Origin of the sequence: Allostigmatella hybrida (assembly GCF_020103775.1) — a bacterium.
In the GTDB taxonomy this organism is placed as follows: domain Bacteria; phylum Myxococcota; class Myxococcia; order Myxococcales; family Myxococcaceae; genus Hyalangium; species Hyalangium aurantiaca.
The window spans coordinates 114,417-132,853 of sequence record NZ_JAHXBH010000016.1 but is presented as its reverse complement, the minus strand read 5'-3'; the positions used below and the strand labels follow the sequence as shown (position 1 = coordinate 132,853).

General features: G+C 66.5%; 14 protein-coding genes, 2 tRNA genes and 1 pseudogene. 5 read left to right on the top strand and 12 right to left on the bottom strand.

Annotation, left to right across the window (positions count from 1 at the left end):
* Positions 1–40: 40 nt before the first annotated feature.
* Positions 41–883 carry a phytanoyl-CoA dioxygenase family protein gene (locus KY661_RS23120; protein WP_225412280.1) on the bottom strand — a complete coding sequence of 281 codons (843 nt, stop codon included), beginning with the start codon at positions 881–883 and terminating at the stop codon, positions 41–43.
* A gap of 306 nt (positions 884–1,189) precedes the next feature.
* Here KY661_RS23120 and KY661_RS23115 point away from each other — a divergent pair, with 306 nt between their 5' ends.
* A complete protein-coding gene (locus tag KY661_RS23115; RefSeq protein WP_225412279.1) occupies positions 1,190–2,695 on the top strand; it encodes a multicopper oxidase family protein in 1,506 nt (501 codons plus the stop codon).
* Positions 2,696–2,757: 62 nt separating this feature from the next.
* Here KY661_RS23115 and KY661_RS23110 read toward each other — a convergent pair whose 3' ends face one another.
* From KY661_RS23110 to KY661_RS23080, 7 genes are all read right to left on the bottom strand, one after another.
* Complete coding sequence (locus KY661_RS23110; protein WP_225412278.1) at positions 2,758–4,074, bottom strand: aspartate kinase; 1,317 nt, start codon at positions 4,072–4,074, stop codon at positions 2,758–2,760.
* A complete protein-coding gene (locus tag KY661_RS23105; RefSeq protein ID WP_225412277.1) occupies positions 4,071–4,934 on the bottom strand; it encodes a class I fructose-bisphosphate aldolase in 864 nt (287 codons plus the stop codon). Before KY661_RS23105 ends, KY661_RS23110 begins: the two co-directional genes overlap by 4 nt.
* 37 nt (positions 4,935–4,971) lie before the next feature.
* Positions 4,972–6,210: a 3-dehydroquinate synthase II gene (locus tag KY661_RS23100; protein WP_225412276.1), complete on the bottom strand. Its 1,239-nt coding sequence runs from the start codon at positions 6,208–6,210 to the stop codon at positions 4,972–4,974.
* A gap of 105 nt (positions 6,211–6,315) precedes the next feature.
* Complete coding sequence (locus tag KY661_RS23095) at positions 6,316–7,554, bottom strand: phenylacetate--CoA ligase family protein (RefSeq protein WP_225412275.1); 1,239 nt, start codon at positions 7,552–7,554, stop codon at positions 6,316–6,318.
* A 24-nt stretch (positions 7,555–7,578) separates the two neighbouring features.
* Positions 7,579–8,331, bottom strand: a complete 753-nt coding sequence (locus KY661_RS23090) for an amidohydrolase family protein (protein ID WP_225412274.1) — start codon at positions 8,329–8,331, stop codon at positions 7,579–7,581.
* A gap of 26 nt (positions 8,332–8,357) precedes the next feature.
* Entirely contained in the window at positions 8,358–9,689 is a 1,332-nt protein-coding gene (locus tag KY661_RS23085; protein WP_225412273.1) for a phenylacetate--CoA ligase family protein, read from the bottom strand.
* A 706-nt stretch (positions 9,690–10,395) separates the two neighbouring features.
* A complete protein-coding gene (locus tag KY661_RS23080) occupies positions 10,396–10,950 on the bottom strand; it encodes a DUF2378 family protein (RefSeq protein ID WP_225412272.1) in 555 nt (184 codons plus the stop codon).
* Positions 10,951–11,234: 284 nt separating this feature from the next.
* On the opposite strand from KY661_RS23080, the gene KY661_RS23075 reads away from it, so the two are divergent.
* A complete protein-coding gene (locus tag KY661_RS23075) occupies positions 11,235–11,582 on the top strand; it encodes a hypothetical protein (protein WP_225412271.1) in 348 nt (115 codons plus the stop codon).
* Between the two features lie 293 nt (positions 11,583–11,875).
* Positions 11,876–12,550 (top strand): hypothetical protein, encoded by a 675-nt coding sequence (locus KY661_RS23070; RefSeq protein ID WP_225412270.1) that lies wholly within the window; start codon positions 11,876–11,878, stop codon positions 12,548–12,550.
* Between the two features lie 231 nt (positions 12,551–12,781).
* Here the strand turns inward: KY661_RS23070 and KY661_RS23065 are convergent, their stop codons facing one another.
* From KY661_RS23065 to KY661_RS23050, 4 genes and pseudogenes are all read right to left on the bottom strand, one after another.
* On the bottom strand, positions 12,782–13,132 hold the full coding sequence (locus KY661_RS23065) for a DUF2019 domain-containing protein (protein WP_225412269.1): 351 nt from the start codon (positions 13,130–13,132) through the stop codon (positions 12,782–12,784).
* A gap of 38 nt (positions 13,133–13,170) precedes the next feature.
* A pseudogene (sitA5, locus tag KY661_RS23060) lies at positions 13,171–14,214 on the bottom strand (SitA5 family polymorphic toxin); the annotation flags it as partial.
* A gap of 74 nt (positions 14,215–14,288) precedes the next feature.
* Positions 14,289–14,365 (bottom strand) — tRNA-Asp (locus KY661_RS23055).
* Positions 14,366–14,375: 10 nt separating this feature from the next.
* A tRNA-Val gene (locus KY661_RS23050) sits at positions 14,376–14,447 on the bottom strand.
* 267 nt (positions 14,448–14,714) lie between these two features.
* On the opposite strand from KY661_RS23050, the gene KY661_RS23045 reads away from it, so the two are divergent.
* Entirely contained in the window at positions 14,715–17,090 is a 2,376-nt protein-coding gene (locus KY661_RS23045; protein ID WP_225412267.1) for an isoamylase, read from the top strand.
* Between the two features lie 175 nt (positions 17,091–17,265).
* On the top strand, positions 17,266–18,312 hold the full coding sequence (hemE, locus tag KY661_RS23040; protein ID WP_225412266.1) for a uroporphyrinogen decarboxylase: 1,047 nt from the start codon (positions 17,266–17,268) through the stop codon (positions 18,310–18,312).
* Positions 18,313–18,437 lie beyond the last annotated feature (125 nt).

Genomic DNA, 18,437 nt, shown 5'->3' with positions numbered 1-18,437 from the left:
TAACGCAAGCTTATAAAACGCACGCCCCCCGCTGTCGACGTCACCCGGCCCTCCCCCCCGTGCGCGTGGGGTGGCTCCAGACCACCGGGAACAGCGGGTGGTCCATGCGGGCACCAGCAGGCAGCTCCTTCTCAAGTCCTGGGAAGGGGGGAGAGGTGCGCCAGGGCCGGGGCGCATGGACGATGTCATCCCCCAGAAAGCGCAGCGAGAGCACGCGGCGGCGGTCCGGCCCCTCTACGCCCGCAGAGCCATGCAGCGTGAGGAAATGAAAGAAGACCGCGTCGCCCGGTTCGAGCGCCCAACCGACAATGGGGAAGGCGTCGCGAGCGCCCTGGATGTCCGGCATCTCGGCCAGCTTGCCCTCCGGGAACCACTTGGCCTGGTTGTCGAGGAACGTCCTGGGCAGGAACCACGGCCCACGGTGAGAGCCCGCCACGAGCTCCAGCGTCGAGGCGCGCGGCACGGGATCCACGGGGAGCCACATGCTGCAGCCCTGGAAGCCGTCGACGTTGTAGTAGGGCTGGTCCTGGTGCCAGGGCGTGTGTTGGCGGGTCCGGGGCTCCTTGACCAGCACGTGGTCATGAAAGAACCGCACCTGGGAGGCGCCCATCAGCTCCCCGGCGGCGGCGGCCGCGGGAGAGCTCCGGGCCAGCTCCTCCAGCAAGGGGATTCGCCGCCAGTTGCAGAAGTCCTCGACGAAGAGGCCGGGATCATCGGAGCGGCTCGCCACGATGGCCAGTTCGCTCGGGCTGGCCAGCACCGCGTCGATGGCTTCGCGGGCCCGGCGCACCCAGCCCGGATCGAACAGCCCCCGGATGCACACCGCCCCATCGCGCTGATACGTCTCCACGGTTTCGCGGCCCAAGGTCTTCACGGCGGCCATTGTGCGTGACCCTCGGGGGGTCCTCCAAGGGTTCCCCATGGGAAAAAGCAGCACCGGCGGGGAGGGGCGGTGCCTCGTACCCCAGGGCAATCCATTATCAGCATTCGAGCGAACACGCGCCGAGCTTACGCTCTCGCACGCTGCCTCGGTTGAGTACGCAATGCTTAACGGCGCTCCGTCTGGAATATTTCTCAAGCACTCCTAGCGTTCCAGTCCCCAGCCTCTTGGCTGGAGCCAGGTGGAGGCAAGACAGGGATGGGCTTGAAGCCAACGCGTACACGAAATGCCAAGAATCACTGGCGGACCTTGTTACTGGGTGCAGGGGTCCTGGCCACGGGAGTGGCGGATGCCACCCAGCAGAACGAGGATGTCTCTCAGGACTTGGTGGTCAAGTACGCCACCAACCGCATCTGCCGGACCCTGGAGCAGGGACGGTGCAAGGAATGGGATGATGTGAAGCTGCGCTCCTACAATGGCCAGCTCGTGGGGCCCACCATCGAGGCGCGGCCGGGCGACACCTTGCGCATCGTGCTGGACAACCAGCTTCCCCTCGAGCCTGTCCGGGGAACGATCGATCCCAACATCCCGCATGGTTTCAACATCACCAACCTTCACACCCATGGGCTTCACGTCTCTCCGGCCGGCAACGCGGACAACGTGATGCTCTCCATCCAGCCTGGGCAGAAGTTCGAATACGAAATCAAGATTCCCTCGGATCATCCGGCGGGAACCTTCTGGTACCACGCCCACAAGCACGGGGCGGTGTCCATTCAGGTCTCCAGCGGGATGGCCGGTGCGTTGATTATCCGCGGAGGGCTCGACGAGGTGCCCGCCATCCGGGCGGCCCGTGAGCGGATTTTTGTCTTCCAGCAAATTCCCTACGCGTTGATCAACGATCCCTACGTGCCCGGCACGCGGGCCAACATGGTGGAGGACTTCGAGGCCTCGTTCTCCGATGGGCGCTGGGAGGCCTCGGGGCGGCGGACCACCATCAACGGCATGGTCGAGCCCGTCATCAAGATGCGGGGGGGCGAAGTCCAGCGGTGGCGTTTCATCCACGCGGGCTTCCGTGAGTCGCTCCGGCTCAAGCTCGTCCGGGAGAAGGATCCACAATCGGTGGTGTCGTATTACCAGATCGCGCACGACGGACTGGCCACGGGCCGGCTGGACCCGGTGGATGAGACCGAGATGCACCCAGGCTACCGGACGGACGTGCTCGTGAGGGCGGGCAACAGGCCGGAGACCTACCTGTTGATCGACGAGGCGACGGCCGCCGAGGAGTCCTTCACCGGGCTTTCGGAGACGCGAAAGGTGCTGGCCCGGATCGAAATCGAGGGCTCCTTCTCCTCCATGCCTTTGCCAGACACGGCCTCCCTCGCCCCGTACGCGCCCTTCAAGTCCATCACCAATGAGGAACTCACGGGCACCCAGGAGGCGCGGTTCGACATGGACGTTCAGTCCACGCCGGTCAAATACATGATCAACGGGAAAGCGTTCAGTCCGGACAACCCCCCGCGCAAGCTCACGCTGGGGGCCGTGGAGGAGTGGCGGGTCTCGTCCTCGCCGCTCACGAGCCACATCTTTCACATCCACGTCAATCCCTTCCAGATTGTCACGGCCGATGGAAAGGGGATCTGGCGGGACACCCTCTTCGTGAAGGCCAACCAATCCGTGAAGCTGCGCACCCGTTACCAGCGCTACGTCGGGAAGTTCGTCACGCACTGCCACATCCTGGACCATGAGGATCAAGGGATGATGGAGGTGCTGGAGATCGTCCATCCGGGCGCAGCGCTGCACGAGAACCACGACTGAGCCAGGCCCCCCGCGCTGCCCCGGATGCTCTGGGACAGCGCGAGGCCCTGGGCGGGGAGCGCTCAGGCCGGCGTGGCCGAGGCCAGCGGCTCGGCGGGTGCTTCCCCGGCGAGCTCGAAGGTCTCGTGGAGAATGCAGATCGCCCGGTCCGCGGCGCCCGACTCCACCAGACAGCTGATCCGCAGCTCGTTCACCGACAGGCCCGACACATGGATGCCCTGCTGGGTCAAGCTGCGGCACAGGCGCGCGGCGATGCCGGGATCCGAGCGGAGGCCGATGCCCACCAGCGTCACCTTGGCCAGGTCCGTGGAGAGCTGCAGGCCGGTGGCCCCCAGCTTCCCCAGGAACTGCTCCAGGGAGGGCTGGGCACGGCGCAGCTCGCCCTCGGGCAGGGTGAAGGAGATGTCCGCCCGGGGATTCTCCACCGCTCCCCGGGAGTGGCAGAGCATGTCCACGCTCACGTTCAGGTCCGCCAGGAGATACGTCAGCTCCGCCACCAGGCCGGGGCGGCACTCCGCGCCGATGAGCTCCACCCGCACCTGGCCCTTCTCACACGCCAGCCCCATCAGCCGCCGGGACTCGAGCATCTTGTCCCGGGGGACGATGAGGGTGCCCTCCTCATCGGAGAAGGAACTGCGCACATGGACGGGGACGTTGTATTTCATGGCGATCTCCACACTGCGCACCTGGAGGACCTTGGCCCCCAGGGACGCCAACTCGAGCATCTCTTCGTAGGGAATGGACTTCAGCTTCGAACCCGCGGGGCAGACGCGGGGATCCGCCGTGAACACGCCTTCCACGTCCGTGTAGATTTCACAGACGTCCGCCCCGAGCGCCGCTGCCACCGCGACGGCCGTGGTGTCCGAGCCGCCGCGGCCCAGGGTCGTGATGTTGTTCCGGGGATCCACCCCCTGGAACCCAGCGACCACGGCGATCTGCCCCCGCGCGAGCGCCTCGCGGATGGGCCCTTGCTCCACACACTGGATGCGGGCCCGGGTGAAGGCGCTGTCGGTGATGACCGGGAGCTGGTGCCCCAGGAAGGAAGAGGACTTCCCGCCTTCCGCCTGGATGGCCAGGGCGGTGAGGGCGACCGTCACTTGCTCTCCCGTGGCGGCAATCACGTCCATTTCCCGGCCTTCCGGCAGCGGAAGCACCTGGTGGGCCAGCTTCAGGAGGCGGTCCGTTTCCCCGCTCATGGCGCTGACCACCACCACCACGTCGTTGCCCTCCCGCTGGCTCTCGAGTGCCAAGCGCGCGATGCGCCGGATGCGCTCGATGTTCGCCACGGAGGTGCCGCCGAACTTCTTGACGATCAAGGGCCTGCGGCGGCTCTTGAACGGCAATCCGCCAATCGGCGTTTCGGTCTCGGTGGGCTTCATTTCACGACCTCTTCCACCGGTTGGGACCACTGAACGCGGACGTTCTGTGGCGAGACCGGCCAGGAGGGCGTGGAGGCCTGGGGCGTGTGGAAGTTGCCCAGGACGACGTCCTGCAGCCGCGTGAGGGTGGCGTGAGCGGAGGGCCGCTGGAAGATGTTGCGCCCCACGCACAGCCCGGTGGCCCCCGTGGCCACCACCTCCCGCGCCAGCAGGAGGATTTCATCCTCGGAGCGCATGGCCCCCCCCGCGAAGAACACGGAGGTGTGCTCCCGGATGCCCTCCAGCAGCACGGGCATCATCGCGAGCTCGCTGGGCGCGGCCAGCTTGAGCGCATCCGTTCCCAGCTCCACGCAGGCCCGCATCAGGTGCCGCAGCCGCTTCACGCAGTCCTCCTGCTTGTCGCAGGGGACCTTGTCGTAGAGCATGGTGAGCACGGGCAGGCCGTAGCGCTGCGCCTCGTCCACCACCGCCCCCAGCTGGGTCAGGTTGTGCGCGTCGTTCGTTCCGTCGAAGTTGAGCTGCACGGAGACCGCATCCGCCCCCAGCCGGAGCGCGGCCTCCACGGACGTGAGCCGTTCCTTTCGATCGGGCGATGACGCCAGCGACATCATGCCGTTGAGGTGAACCATGATGCCGACGCCGCGCAGCAGGTTCTGGTCTCCGAGCCGTTCCACCATGCCCTTGTGGGCCACGATGCCTGTGATGCCCGGATGACCGATCCACCGCGCCACCTGTGCTGGACTGTCCAGCCCCTCCACGGGCCCAATCGAAAGACCGTGATCGATTGGGACAATGATTCCCCGTCCACACCGCCGGTCCACGAAGCGTGACCAGCGGATCCTCTTGGCGATTGCACTCATGACGATTCCCTGTAGGTGTGTGTGAAGCGGTCCGCGCTCAGCTCTCGATGATGTGTTCGTCGACCTTGATGCCCACGTGGCGGCCGGGCTTGGCCACGTGGCCGAGCACCTTGTCCCCGGGGCGCAGCTCGGTGATGTTCAGCGGCTTGGCGTCGTCCGAGAAGATCCGGACGTGCCAGTCGTCCTGCATGATGGTGTTGATGCGCTCGCCGCTCTGGAACTCGGCCTCGATGAGGCGCAGGGGGCGCACCTCCGTCTTCATCCGGCCCACCGCGGCCCGGCGCGCGTTGCCGGAGCGGTCCACCAGCATCACCGGCGAGCCGGCCCGCAGCTCGCTCATGTAGTCGGTGCGGTTGCCGAAGTTGTACACATAGCTGTGCACCGCGCCGGCGTTCACCCGGAAGGGGCGCAGCTCCATGTACGGCAGGAAGAAGACCTCCGGGCAGCACAAGATGCCGCCCTGGGACGTGGAGCCCACCAGCATGCCCTCCGTCGGGGAGAAGAGCGTCGAGGTGTCGATGCAGCTGCGGTAGCCCATGCCGATGGGGACGCTGCGCACGATGGTGGAGGACTCGATCTTCACCTGCGCGCGGTTCAGGTTGGCCAGCCGGGAGACGAACTGGCTGAGCACCTCGTGGGAGCGCGGGGAGAACATGACGCCCTCGGCGCCGACCTCCATGACGCCCAGGGTGACGATGGCGTCATCCACGTCCTGCGGAGAGTTGATCTCCTTGATGAGCACGGTGCGCGTGGCCTGGAGCGAGGCGATCACCAGCTCCAGGGGGATGTTCGTGGGGTCGCGGAAGCGGACCATCAGGTAGGCGTGGTGGACGCCCTCCTGGATGGACTGGTGCAGGCTCGCCCCGTCATCCACGTACGCCCGGTAGCAGGTCTTGAACCCCAGGGTCGCGGCCTTCTCCAGCAGCGAGGCGTTCATGCTGGCCACGATGAACTCCTGGCCGGCCTGGGGCATGGAGCGCAGCCGCTCCAGGTCCTCGAGCTGCTGGATGCTGTAGACCTTGAGCATGCGCCCCGGGAGCACGGGCGCGAGCGTGGCCACGTTGTCCGGGTAGAGGACGGCGCCGGTGTAGTCCAGGTTGATGACGCGCTCCAGCATGCCCTCGCCGTCGTTCGGCGTGGACAGGCCCGCGGTGTCGAACCAGACGATGAGCGAATTGGTTTCCTCGATGCGGTTGCGGTCGCCCTCGATGCGCTCCAGACGAATGCGCTCGCGCTTCTCCATGGTGCTGACTTCATTCATGTTCAGGCCGTTCATGTGTGTTTTCTCCCCTGGCAATCCAATGATGTGGGCCGCCCGCGGCGTGAGAGGGGCCAGGAAGAAATGCCGCGGACAGAGGTTGAAGTGAGTTCCGCCGTCCGGTTACGGGCGGCGTTCCTGCGAAGACTGGGACGGGCTGACGTAGACGGGCTTGCCCTGCATCCCGAAGGAGATGAGCTCCGTGCGGTCGTAGAGGGTGCCCTTGGGAACCAGGTCCACCGTCAAGCGCACGCCGTGACGGTGTTCCAGTTGCGCCAGCAGCTCCGGGGAGATGGTGTGCCCCTCCTGCTCCTTCTCGACGGTGAAGTGCAGCCGGTCCGTGCCGGCGGCCACCTTCCAGAAGCGGCGGCTGGGCAGCTGGTAGATGATCTCCTCCAGCTCCCAGAGATCGAACGGCTTGCCCTGGACCCACAGCGCCTCGTCGGCCCGGCCGCGGACGCGCAGGGTGGAGGTGTGGCCGCAGCCACAGGACTGGTCCATGCGCTGGACCCGGTCCCCCGTGATGTAGCGGATCATCGGCGAGGCCCTCGGGGAGAGCGAGGTGACCACCAGGGAGCCCATCTCTCCCGGCGCCACTTCCTTCTCGAGCCGCTCATCCAGGATTTCCATCCAGAACTGTTCCTGCCAGGGGTGGAGACGCTGCTCATGGCAATCCATGGCTTGGGGACCCGTCTCCGTCATCCCGTAGTTGTCAAACACAGGCACGCCCCAGAGTTCTTCGAGGAACTTGCGCCGGTAGAGCGTCAACGGCTCTCCGGCACAGCAGATGGCTCGCAGATGAGGAAAATCCCGCCGAGGGTCAAACCCAGACATCTCCGCGGCCTCGGCGATCATCACCGCCGACAGAGAGATGGTGGCGAGGACGCTGACCTGCAACTTGCGCATGAGTTCGATGACACGGGGCAGGGGCGTGATACTCGTGCGGCTGTCGGCGGGAATCACGCAGGCGTGCCGGTGCTGGGCCGCGGCGTGGACGAAGTGCCCGATGGTGGAGAGCGCATAGGGAAAGCGGATGAGCACCCGGTCTCCCGGCTTGAACCCGACGCCCCACTCGGAGAACCGCTCGCGGATCTCCGTCAGGTCGTCACGGCTGTACCAGACCGAGACCGGAGCCCCGGTGGTGGCGGAGGACTCGTGGTACTGCAGGAGCTCCTGGGCCGGGACGCAGACCAGGCCATGGGGCGAGTGCTGGCGCAGATCCTCCTTGGACGTGAACGGGAGGCGCTGGAACTCCTCCCAGTTCCGGAGTGGTGTGGCCGGCAGGCGCTCCTTGTAGAACGGAGAATTACGGGCCTGCTGCAGAACGCGGTTGATGGCTTCAAGGCGATTGGGTGTTGCCATGGTTTGATCCCCCCTGGGTGCTGATCAATCGAGGCGAAGCAGTCCGCGGATGTTCCCGCCGAGGATCCGCTCGCGCGCTCCATCCGTGATGGGCAGCATGAAGACTTTCTTCATCTCCACGGCGGGATGGGAGAGGGGGTACTCGGAGCCGAAGATGAGTTTGTTGGGTCCTGCCTTTTTCACCGTCTCCACGATGTGGAGGTGGGTGCCGAGCGACGTCTCCAGGAAGAGGTTGTCCATGGAGGCCGTGGCGTCCGTCGCTTCCGCGTCCGCGGGGTGCGCCCCCATGTGCTCCAGGATGAAGTTCGTGCGAGGGAATGCCTTGGCCAGCCGGACGAAGTCCTGGGTGTTGGCCCCCGGCCGCCAGCCGTTGTGCGAGATGATGGGAACGCCGTGCTCGCCGCACAGGGCGGCCAGCTCCTCCATGGTCCCGTCCGAGAACGAGAACTTGTGGACGAGCGGAGACACCATCAGGCCGCGAAACCCCTGGCCCAGGTACGTCTCCAGCTTCGCGACGGACTGGGAGTCACACGGATCCACACAGGCCACCGGGTGCAGCTGGGGGTGGGCCTGGACGGACTGGCTCACGTAGTCGTTCTTGGGTGTCGTGTCGGGCTTCTTCTGGCCCGAGATGAAGTCGTTCATCTTCCGGACATCCAGCATCCCCCCGGGACAGACGACGCCCTGCTGGATGCCGCTCTCCTTCAGCATCTCCAGGTAGTTCTCCGCGGAGCCGAACGGGGTGGGGGACAGGTGGGCATGTGCATCGATGATCATGAGTGTGTTTCTCCTGTGGGGAAGGGCTACTCGCGGACGACGCGGACGGCCTTGCCGCCCGTGCGGGGCACGTGGCCCACGAACTCGATGTCGAACGGCAGCCGGGTGGCCTCTTCCATGCGGCCCGCGATCGTGGCGGCCAGCGCGGGGGAGGCCTGGATGCCCTCCGCCAGCTCACAGCGGATTTTGATGCGCGCGCTGTCCGAGGACGGCATGACGAACTGGAACCAGTTGCCCACCTCGGGCATCCGCATCAGGAACTCCTCCAGCAGGAGGGGCGAGAGCGCCTTGCCCCGGAACTGGAGCTGGTCGAACGCCCGGCCCCGCAGGTGGAAGCGGCTCAGGGGGGAGCCACAGGCACAGGCGGCCGTTTCCAGGTAGCCCAGGTCCCCGGTGCGGAAGCGGATGACGGGGCTGTCGTAGCGCAGGAGCGCCGTCACGGCGATCTCGCCAATCTCTCCCTGCTTCAGGGGTACCCCCGTCTTGGGGTCCACGATCTCCATGAGGACGTGGGCCTGGGTCAGGTGGTAGCCGTTGTGGGCATCGCATTCGATGCCGAGCGCCCCGCACTCGAGCGAGCCGTAGAAGTAATTGGCCGTGGTGCCAAAGAGTGTCTCCACGCGCTGCCGGAAGGCGGCGGAGCACCCCTCACCGGTCAACCACATCTTCTTCAGCCCCAGGCTGGGCAGGGAGATGCCGCTGCGCGCGGCCTCTTCCGCCAGCGTGATGGCCCAGGAGGGGCTGGTGACGATGAGATTGGGGCTCAGGTCCCGGACCATCTTGAGCGTCTTGGTGGCGGTGGAGTACGCGCCCCCCTTGCCCGCGGGGATGACGGTGGCCTGATAGCCCTCCATGAAAGTCTTGTGAAAGGCGAGCCCCGCGGTGCTCATCTCGTACGGCAGGGCATTCAGGCAGATGTCGCCCGGCCCCACGGGAAACAGGTGTTTGTATTGAGGGGAGAGATCGTGGAGGAGGTAATCGTTCCACGTGTACGCCATGTAGATTTCTTCGCCGCCCGTGGTTCCCGTGGAGACCTGCACGAGCACGACGTCTTTCTTGTCGCAGGTCAGGAGGAGCCAGGGCTTTCCGCGCAGCTCGTCCTTCGTCAGGAAGGGGAGCCGGCCCAGGTCCTGCAACTGCTCGATGTCCTGGGGGCCGATGCCCGCCTGCTTCATCTTCTCCTGATAGAACGGGGAGTGCTCATACGCCCGCTGGACGAGGGCCTTGAGCGATTCGAGCTGATACCGGGCCAGCTTCTCGGGAGGCATGCGATCCGCGGGTTCTCCCTCCGAGAAGTAGCGGGAGATGACGGGAGGGGTCTTCAGGGCCCGCAGACGCGCTTCGAACGGGGTGCTCATGGTCTTCGTACCTGCTCCTTCTGGAAGCCCATGGTGGGTGAGGGCGGCTCCGCGGGTAGGCTCTTCTGGGATTGGATCAGCGGGGAGAATGCGGGGCCGTGACGGTGAACCATGGACGCTCACGTCCACCAATCTGGACATGGTTCGTGGTTGCACTACTGACCCTGGAATGACTGGTTGGGCGCCACCGCGGTGCCAGGGAAAGTGCGCCTGCTGAACGTCAAGCTGAGCGGGAAGTCCGAGCGTGCCCCGGCGCGCCCTGTGAGGTGCCCCGCGAGGCGCTGCACTTTGGGACAAGAGAAGGACTTCCGGCCAATCGTTGCTCAGATTCGGGACGGCACCCCAGGTTGCAAACAGGGATTCAAACCCGGACGGCAGGGCATCCCGCGCCCGCTGTTCTCCGGCGGTGGGGCAGGGCACGATGCAGTTCTGGACGTCCGGGAGAATTCCCTGCATGTCCCGGGTGGCAATGAATGGCTTCCTGTCGCGGTAAGGCATTCTTGCGAGTCATTGGAGAATGTCTGTTTTGACAGAGCGCAGGGGTGGAGCGGCGCGTCCAGCTTGCCGGACGCGGATCCACCGCAGCTTGTTCTGGCTGCGGGGCACGGCATCGGTGATGGGGGGCAGGCTGCCGCCGGCGAGGCCGTGGATGTGCTCGGCCCCGGGGGCGGCGTCAGACTTCAGGCCCGCTGCAGGCTCCGGGGGGTTACTGCGTCCACGCCACCAGGAACGTGGCGCCCTTGCCCTCGCAGGAGAGCACGTCCACCTGAACGCCCTGGGCGCCCGTGATGCCGAGGCACGCTTCCAGGATGCCCTGGTAGTAGGTGGGATGCCCCATCACCTCGTTGATCGACACCTCGACGCAGGTGGCGGAGCGCTCGGTGACGGAGGCCTCGACGTAGTTGTCCGCGCTCTGGAGCATGTGGCGCAGCCGCCGGAGGGCCCGCAGCGGCCCGAGCAGCCGCGCCACCGCCAGCGTGGCCCGGCCAATCACGGTGCGGCCCACGCCCTCCACGATGGTCCGGCCAATCGCCCGCCAGGCCTCGGCGGGGGGCAGGTGCGGATACAGGTCCGTGGCGACGATCTCCAGGCAGCGCTTCCACGTCTCGAAGGAGTAGGCCGGCAGCAGCTTCTTCGACAAATCCAGCCCGGCCCGGCGCAGGTTCGACTCGGTGGACGCGGACAAACGCCCATGCAGGGCCACGCGGAACAGTCCCTCGACCGTGTGATCGAACACGACCCACGGGGGTGCCGCCGCCACGGAGGCTGTTCCGCTCCGGGATGGCATCTGAACGGCACTGGACATGAGGGCATGGCTCCGGTGGAAGACCCGGGATTCAAGTTAGGTACGGGCTTGCGGGTTGTCGGCCCTCCCCTCCGGGCAGTGCCTGCTGGACAACACAGGCGGGCTGTTCCCGTGACGGCGCCATGTGGCTTTTTGTGGGAACCCCTGCGCGCTGAATAAACCCTCCGGCCAGCCAGTCAGGAGCCTCGTACCCGGCGCGGCCCAGAACGGCCAGCGACCGACCCCACAGGAGAAGCACCTTGGCGGCACAGCAAAGAATCCTCTCGGCGGCGTGGATGGTGGCGGTGATGTTCTTGGCCAACCCGGCGGTGGCCGCGGGCCCCAAGCCGCCGCCCCCAGGGTCCCCCGGTGGACAGAAGGTGTGCAGTGCGGTGGTTCCTAGCGTGTTCCGGGACTCCATCAACGTTCCCGCGAGCTGGAGCGCCGAGACGTGCGCCGAGTGGGCCCGCTCGGTGGGAGGCCAGGACTACCAGTTGGGCTGCTTCTTCGAGACGAAAAGGAACAGCCCCGGCTTCGTGTGGGGACAGTCCGCCTCCCTCAATGGGAACCATCGGGCCACGGTCCCCTCGGCCAACTGTGGGTGGTAGTCCTGCTCCCGGAATGGGAGCGCCGGAGGGAGAGGTGTCTAACTGGTTAGACACCTGGCCCGCCCATCGAGGTGTCTAACTGGTTAGACACCTCCCCCTGGCCGTTCCGTTCGTGGACCCACCGTCCATCTTCTGGACGGTTTCCGTCCATGGATCGGGACGGTCAGCTGCTTTCGACAGGTGGTTCCGCTCCTTGCGCCAGCCGTCTGGGGTTGGCCCGTTGCGTGCTTTGCCGGTCACCGCCGCGTAACGCGGCACCCGACGCAACACGCACACCCGAAAAGGAGCCGTTGATGACTTCGCAGACCAGCACCGAGGAGATCCGCCGGATGACGCTGGAGCAGGTGCGCCAGCACATGCTCGTGCTCGTCTCCCAGGAGAACTACAACCACCACCGCATCGGCTTGCTCTACAACCACGTGGTGGAAAACCAGCTGGCGGAGGCCAGTGGCCACAAGAGCGCCCAGGCGTACTTCGCCGAGCACGTGAAGGTGCTCTCGCGCTCGGCCCTGGCCATGTATGGCGCCGTGGCCAAGGCGTTCAACGCGGCGGCCTGCACGCGGTACGGCGTCACGGCCCTGAGCTTGTTGATCACCTACGAGGAGGCGGCTGGCCTGACCTCGGATCCGAACGAGCCGGGTCCCACCCCCATCGAGGTCCCCAACGCGCATGGGGTGGTGCAGTCCAAGCCGTTCGGTGCCTGCACCGTGGAGGATCTGCGCAAGGCCCTGCAGCTCAAGCGCAAGCCGTCTTCCAGCAAACCGCCCTCCGAGGGGGAGCTGGCCCGGGTGGAGGTGTACCGCGAGGCCGTCGCCAGCCGGTTCCCCGCCACGAGCCCCGTGCGCGTGTCCGTGCGCAACAGCAAGGGCCAGGCGCTCGTCACCTTCAAGGACGTGCCGCTGGACGATGTGGACAGGCTGACGGAGGCCCTGATGGATGGGGCGCAACCGGTCCGGGCCGTGGCATGACCGCTGGCAGGCCATGCCTGCCCTGAGGCCTGGAAAGGCGTGAGACAGAGCGGCCTCATGCCTTCCGCCGTGAACCGCACTGCGGGTCAGATGTTGATGCTCTGCGGAATCTCCGAGGGGAGCAGGGCGCGGTAGGGGATGCGGCGCTGGTTGCGCCGGGCGATGGCTGCCTCCACCTCCCGGAGTGCCTGCGCCCGCGCCTCCCGAAGTTGGTTCCGGAAGAAAGAAGTCCTAACCTGGGTCCAAGGACCAGGTTCCTTCTTCCCAGCGCTTCAACGCCTCGGAGGCCGCGAAGGAAACAAGGCCTTCCCCCTGCGCTGCCTCCTTCAGGACCGCCTTGGCCTCCTCCGTTCTATGGCGAAGGAGGAAAGCTGCCGCCTTGACTCGAACGTCCATGCGAGGATGCATGAACAGAGCTGCGAGTGCATTCCTCCCAGGGTTGCCATGTGCGCACAGCTTGTCGAATGCCGCGTTCACCTTCTTGGCGTGCTTGTTTCCGGTCTTCGCGTCTCCCTGCCAGATCGCATCGGTCTGAGCTGCGGCGTGCTGGGCGAATGTCTCCACGAGTTTTTCGAGACTCACTTCCGGGCTCCCCAGATTCCCTTCTGGATCTTCTCGAGCTTGCCTGGTCCCGCAGAGCCCAGAGCACTCTTGAGACCGCTGAACGAGCCCCAGGATCTAAAGCCGGCAGGATTGCTCCCCGCTGCGGATTCTCCTCCGGCCTTGCTCTGGGCGGCCATGGCGACCGCCGTGCCAGGAAGAGAGATGATGACGGTGCTTCCTACGACGGCCACTGCACGTACCTGTCCTACGCTCGCCAGGTGGATGCCTACTCGTGAGGCCCCTGCCACGGATGCCTCCGTGAAGCGGGGCAACATCGACAACCGCGAGGCCAGCCACGCGGCGCCCCCGGTCATGCCATGACTCACCACCACGGTGATCGCGAGGACGAAGACGCGCGCCATCTCCGGACCCACCCGGTTGGCGAAGCGCTGACCGGCCTGCTCCAGTTCCATCCAGGTGGTGGCCCGATCCGTGGCCGCCTTCAACTCCCGGCTCGCGTCCACCACCTCCAGGAAAGTCTCCACTCCCAGGTAGATGAGCAGGACCGCCGAGACGATGGCCGCCGCCTTGGTGAACACCGGCTCGGGGGTGGCCGCCAGGACGGCCCAGGTGATGAGGCCCGTGGCGATGACGATGTAGAAGAGCTGGGGCGCCAGGGTTTTCTCCACCGCCCTGGCGATGGACTCCTTGAGGGGCTCCAGCGACAGGCCCAAGGCGACCCCCAGCTTGTCCCACTCGCCCAAGCCCCTCTCATCGTCGAGCAGAGAGAGGCAGTTGTCCCTGCGCTGGCCCGGCTCACAGAGGCCGCCGAAGCTCTTGCGCATCAGGTGATGCCAGCGAGTGTTCGCAGCGTTGCCGGCGTGGGAGATGCGCACCAGCCAGCCTTGTTGAGGAGCACGAAGTGTCAGGGGCACCTCCAGCACCAACTGCCCCAGCGCCTCCTCGAATGCGCTCGCGTCCACCTTCACGGACTTGTTGGAGGGGGACGGTCTGTACTCCAGGGGTGAGCCCTGCCCGGTGTCGAGGCGGACGACACGCGGCGTGGCGCACGCACTGATAAGGGTGAGGAGTAGGACCGCGACGCTCAGGCGGGTTGCCATGTGCGGCTTTCAGGGCGACTCGGACGCTGAAAAGGCGAAGGGCCCGGAACCTTGCGATTCCGGGCCCTTCTTTTTGGCGAGGAGTACGGGACTTGAACCCGTGGCCTCCGGCGTGACAGGCCGGCGTTCTAACCAACTGAACTAACTCCCCACAACTCTCTTGGGCGGAACAGGGATCGAACCTGTGACCCTCGCCTTGTAAGGGCGACGCTCTACCGCTGAGCTATCCGCCCTCGGCCACCGCCGCGTCGATGGGCGGCCTTGTATCGGCCACCTCCCCCTGTGTCAAGCATACGTTTTTGCCGGCCTGATCATTCCTGCGTGCTGCCCCCGGGAACCCCTCCGATGTCCGCTGGCGGTCCACCGCTCTGCGTCAATCGCCTCCTCAATATAGGGGCGCGTTGACTCGGCCGCTCAAGCAATGGTGGAAGGTTGCAGTACGGGCGAGCGCGGGCCCCCCTGTAGCGCTCATCGCATCCGCGCCGGGAGTTGCAATCAACATGATGACGTCCATCAGAAATCTTACCAGGCCGTGGCGGCCCCTGCTGGCCGCCAGCCTGAGCGTGGCCCTGGCCGGCTGCGGTGCCTCGGACCCTGCTGCCGCCTCCTGGGAAGACGCCCCCCCCGCCCTGGGGATGCAGGAGCAGGGCGCCGTGAGCTGGACGCTGGGGGCCCGCTACGACTCCACGAAGAGCAACATCTCCTTCCAGGTCTATTCGAAGAACGCCACGCGCATCGAGCTGTACATCTACAAGACCGCGTACGGCGCCTCGGAGCACTCGAAGTACGTGATGACCAAGAACGCGACCACCAGCGTCTGGTCGACGACGGTGTCCGCGTCCGCCCTGGGGGCGGGGACCGTGTACTACGGCTACCGGGCCTGGGGGCCCAACTGGCCGTACAGCACGTCCTGGACCAAGGGCTCCTCGACGGGCTTCATCTCGGACGTCGACGCCAACGGGAACCGGTTCAACCCCAACAAGGTCCTGTTGGATCCGTACGCGCTGGAGATCAGCCATGATCCGGCCAACGCCCAGAGCACCGATGGGACGGTGTTCGCCTCCGGACCGAAGTACCGCACCATCGACAGTGGCCCCCGGGCCCCCAAGGGGGTGGTGCTCGCGGGGGACAGCCAGTCCATCGGCACCCGGCCCACGCGGGCCCTCAAGGACGATGTCATCTACGAGGTCCACGTGCGCGGCCTCACGCGCAATGATCCGTCCATCACCGCCGCCTACCGGGGCACCTACAAGGGCGCCGGGCTGAAGGCCCCCGCGCTCGCGGCGCTGGGCGTCACCGCCGTGGAGTTCCTGCCCCTGCAGGAGACGGAGAATGACGCCAACGACAACGTGGCGAGCACCGCGGGGGACAACTACTGGGGCTACATGACCCTCAACTACTTCGCGCCCGACCGGCGCTACGCCTACGACAAGTCGGCGGGCGGCCCCACGCGCGAGTTCAAGGAGATGGTCAAGGCCTTCCACGACAACGGCATCAAGGTCTTCGTCGACGTGGTCTACAACCACACGGGCGAGGGCGGTGCCTGGAACGGGGGCGACGCCAGCACCTACAACGTCATCTCCTTCCGCGGGCTCGACAACGCCACCTACTACAGCCTGACCGGCGACAAGCAGTTCAACTGGGACAACACCGGCGTCGGGGGCAACTACAACACCTTCAATGCGAAGGCGCAGGACCTCATCGTCCACTCGCTGGCGTACTGGAAGGACACGCTGGGCGTGGACGGCTTCCGGTTCGACCTGGCCTCGGTGCTCGGCAACACCCAGGAGCACGGGGGGTTCAACTACCAGCGGGACCACACCGGCACGGCGCTCAACCGCATCCTGCGGGACTTGAGCCCCCGGCCCGGCACCGGAGGGGCGGGCACCGACTTCATCGCCGAGCCCTGGGCCATTGGGGGCAACTCGTACCAGGTGGGCAATTTCCCCAGCGGCTGGGCCGAGTGGAACGGCATCTACCGTGACACCTTCCGCAAGGACCAGAACCAGATGGGCGTGGAGACCATCACCCCGGGACAGCTCGCCACCCGCTTCACCGGCTCGGCGGACCTGTTCGGCGAGGGCAACGGCGATACGCGCAAGCCCTACCACTCCATCAACTTCATGGTGGCCCACGATGGCCTCACGCTGAACGATCTCTACACCTGCAACAGCAAGAACAACAACCAGCCCTGGCCCTACGGTCCCTCGGATGGCGGCGAGGACAACAACCACAGCTGGGACCAGGGCGGCATCGCCGTGGACCAGCGCAAGGCCGCACGCAACGGCATGGCCTTCCTGATGCTCAGCGCGGGCGTGCCCATGTTCAACGGGGGTGACGAGTTCCTGCGCACCCAGGCCTGCAACAACAACGTGTACAACCTGGACTCGGACAAGAACTGGCTGAACTACTCCCTGTCCGCGGACCAGGCGAAGTTCAAGACGTTCACCGAGCGGCTCATCGCCTTCCGCAAGGCGCACCCGGCGCTGCGGCCCGCGAGCTTCTACGTGGGCCATGACACCAACGGCAACGTGATGGAGCAGCACCGCTGGTTCAAGCCGGACGGCTACGTGCCCGATGCGAGCTACTTCGACAGCGGGGGCAACCACGCCATCGCCTTCCGCATCGACGGGACCGAGCTCGGTGACTCCGCCAGCGCCCTCTACGTCGCCTATAACGGCTGGTCGGGCAGCGTGAACTTCAACCTGCCGTGGCCTGGCAATGGGAAGAGCTGGTACCGGGTGGCGGACACCTGCCCCTGGGCGGAGGCGGGTGGCGTCAACGCGGTGGCGCCCGGCTCCGAGGTGCAGCTCGGCGGGGAAGGGTACGTCTACGGCCTGTGCGGCCGGGGCCTGCTCCTGCTGATCGCCAAGTAAGGCCTCTCTGGGGCACAGGGCGCCCCCCGGGCCGGATCCGCTCCAGGCAGCGGGTCCGGCCCTTGCCGTTCGTGGGCGTCTTTCGGAGCGCTCCCATGAGCGAGGGGCAGGACTTCCGGGCCGAAGTCCGGTATGGCCGGGGGCAGGGCGCCCGGTGGCGCCAGAGGGCACCTCCATGAATGACAGATTGTTGAAGGCCGCTCGCCGGCAGCCCACCGACACCACGCCGGTGTGGCTCATGCGTCAGGCGGGGCGCTACCTGCCGGAGTACCGCGCCATTCGCGGCAACATCGCGTTTCTCGACCTGTGCAAGCACCCGGACCTCGCCGCCGAGGTCACCGTGCAGCCCGTCACCCGCCTGGGCGTGGACGCGGCCATCATCTTCTCGGACATTCTCATCCCCGTGGAGGCGATGGGCATCACCCTGGAGCTGGGGGACAAGGGGCCTCACTTTCCCCAGCCCGTGCGCACCGCCGCGGACATCGAGCGGCTCGCCGTGCCGGACCCCGTCGAGGGCACGGGCTTCGTCGCCGAGGCCATCCGCCGCACGCGCAAGGCGCTGAACGACTCGGTGCCCGTCATCGGCTTCGCCGGAGCGCCTTTCACCCTGGCGGCCTACATGGTCGAGGGGGGCGGCTCCAAGAGCTACATCCTCATCAAGCGCCTGCTCTTCGAGCAGCCGAAGCTGGCGCACACGTTCTTCCAGAAGCTCACCGACACGCTCATCCCCTACTTGAAGATGCAGGTGGAGGCGGGGGCGAAGATTGTCCAGATCTTCGACTCGTGGGGCGGGGAGCTCTCCCCCTACGACTTCGAGCGTTTCAGCCTTCCCTACCTCACGCGCATGGTGAAGGAGCTGCAGGCCACGGGGGTGCCCGTCATCGTCTTCGGCACGGGCATGTCCCCCCACCTGCCGCTGCTCAAGCGCACGGGCGCGGACGTCATCGGCCTGGACTGGCGCCTCCCCGCGGACGAGGGGCGGCGCGTCCTGGGCCAGGACGTGGCGGTGCAGGGCAACCTGGACCCGCTGCACCTGTTCCTGCCCCGCGAGGAGCTGGAGGAGCGGGTGGTGGACATCCTCCAGCGGGCGGGCCCCGTGGGGCACATCTTCAACCTCGGCCACGGCATCCTTCCCCCCACCGACCCCGAGGCCGCGAAGTTCCTCGTCGAGGCGGTGCACCGCCATGGCGCCGCGCTTCGCCAGGGCACGCCTGCCCCGTAGGCCCGCCTGTCCGCCCGTCCCCCTTCCGCGCGAACGCTCGGGAGGAGACAGGGTTGATTTTCGAGTCAATCTTTCGTTGACGCACCGCGAAAGAGGCCATTAGAAGCACCTCACTCGCAGTCGGA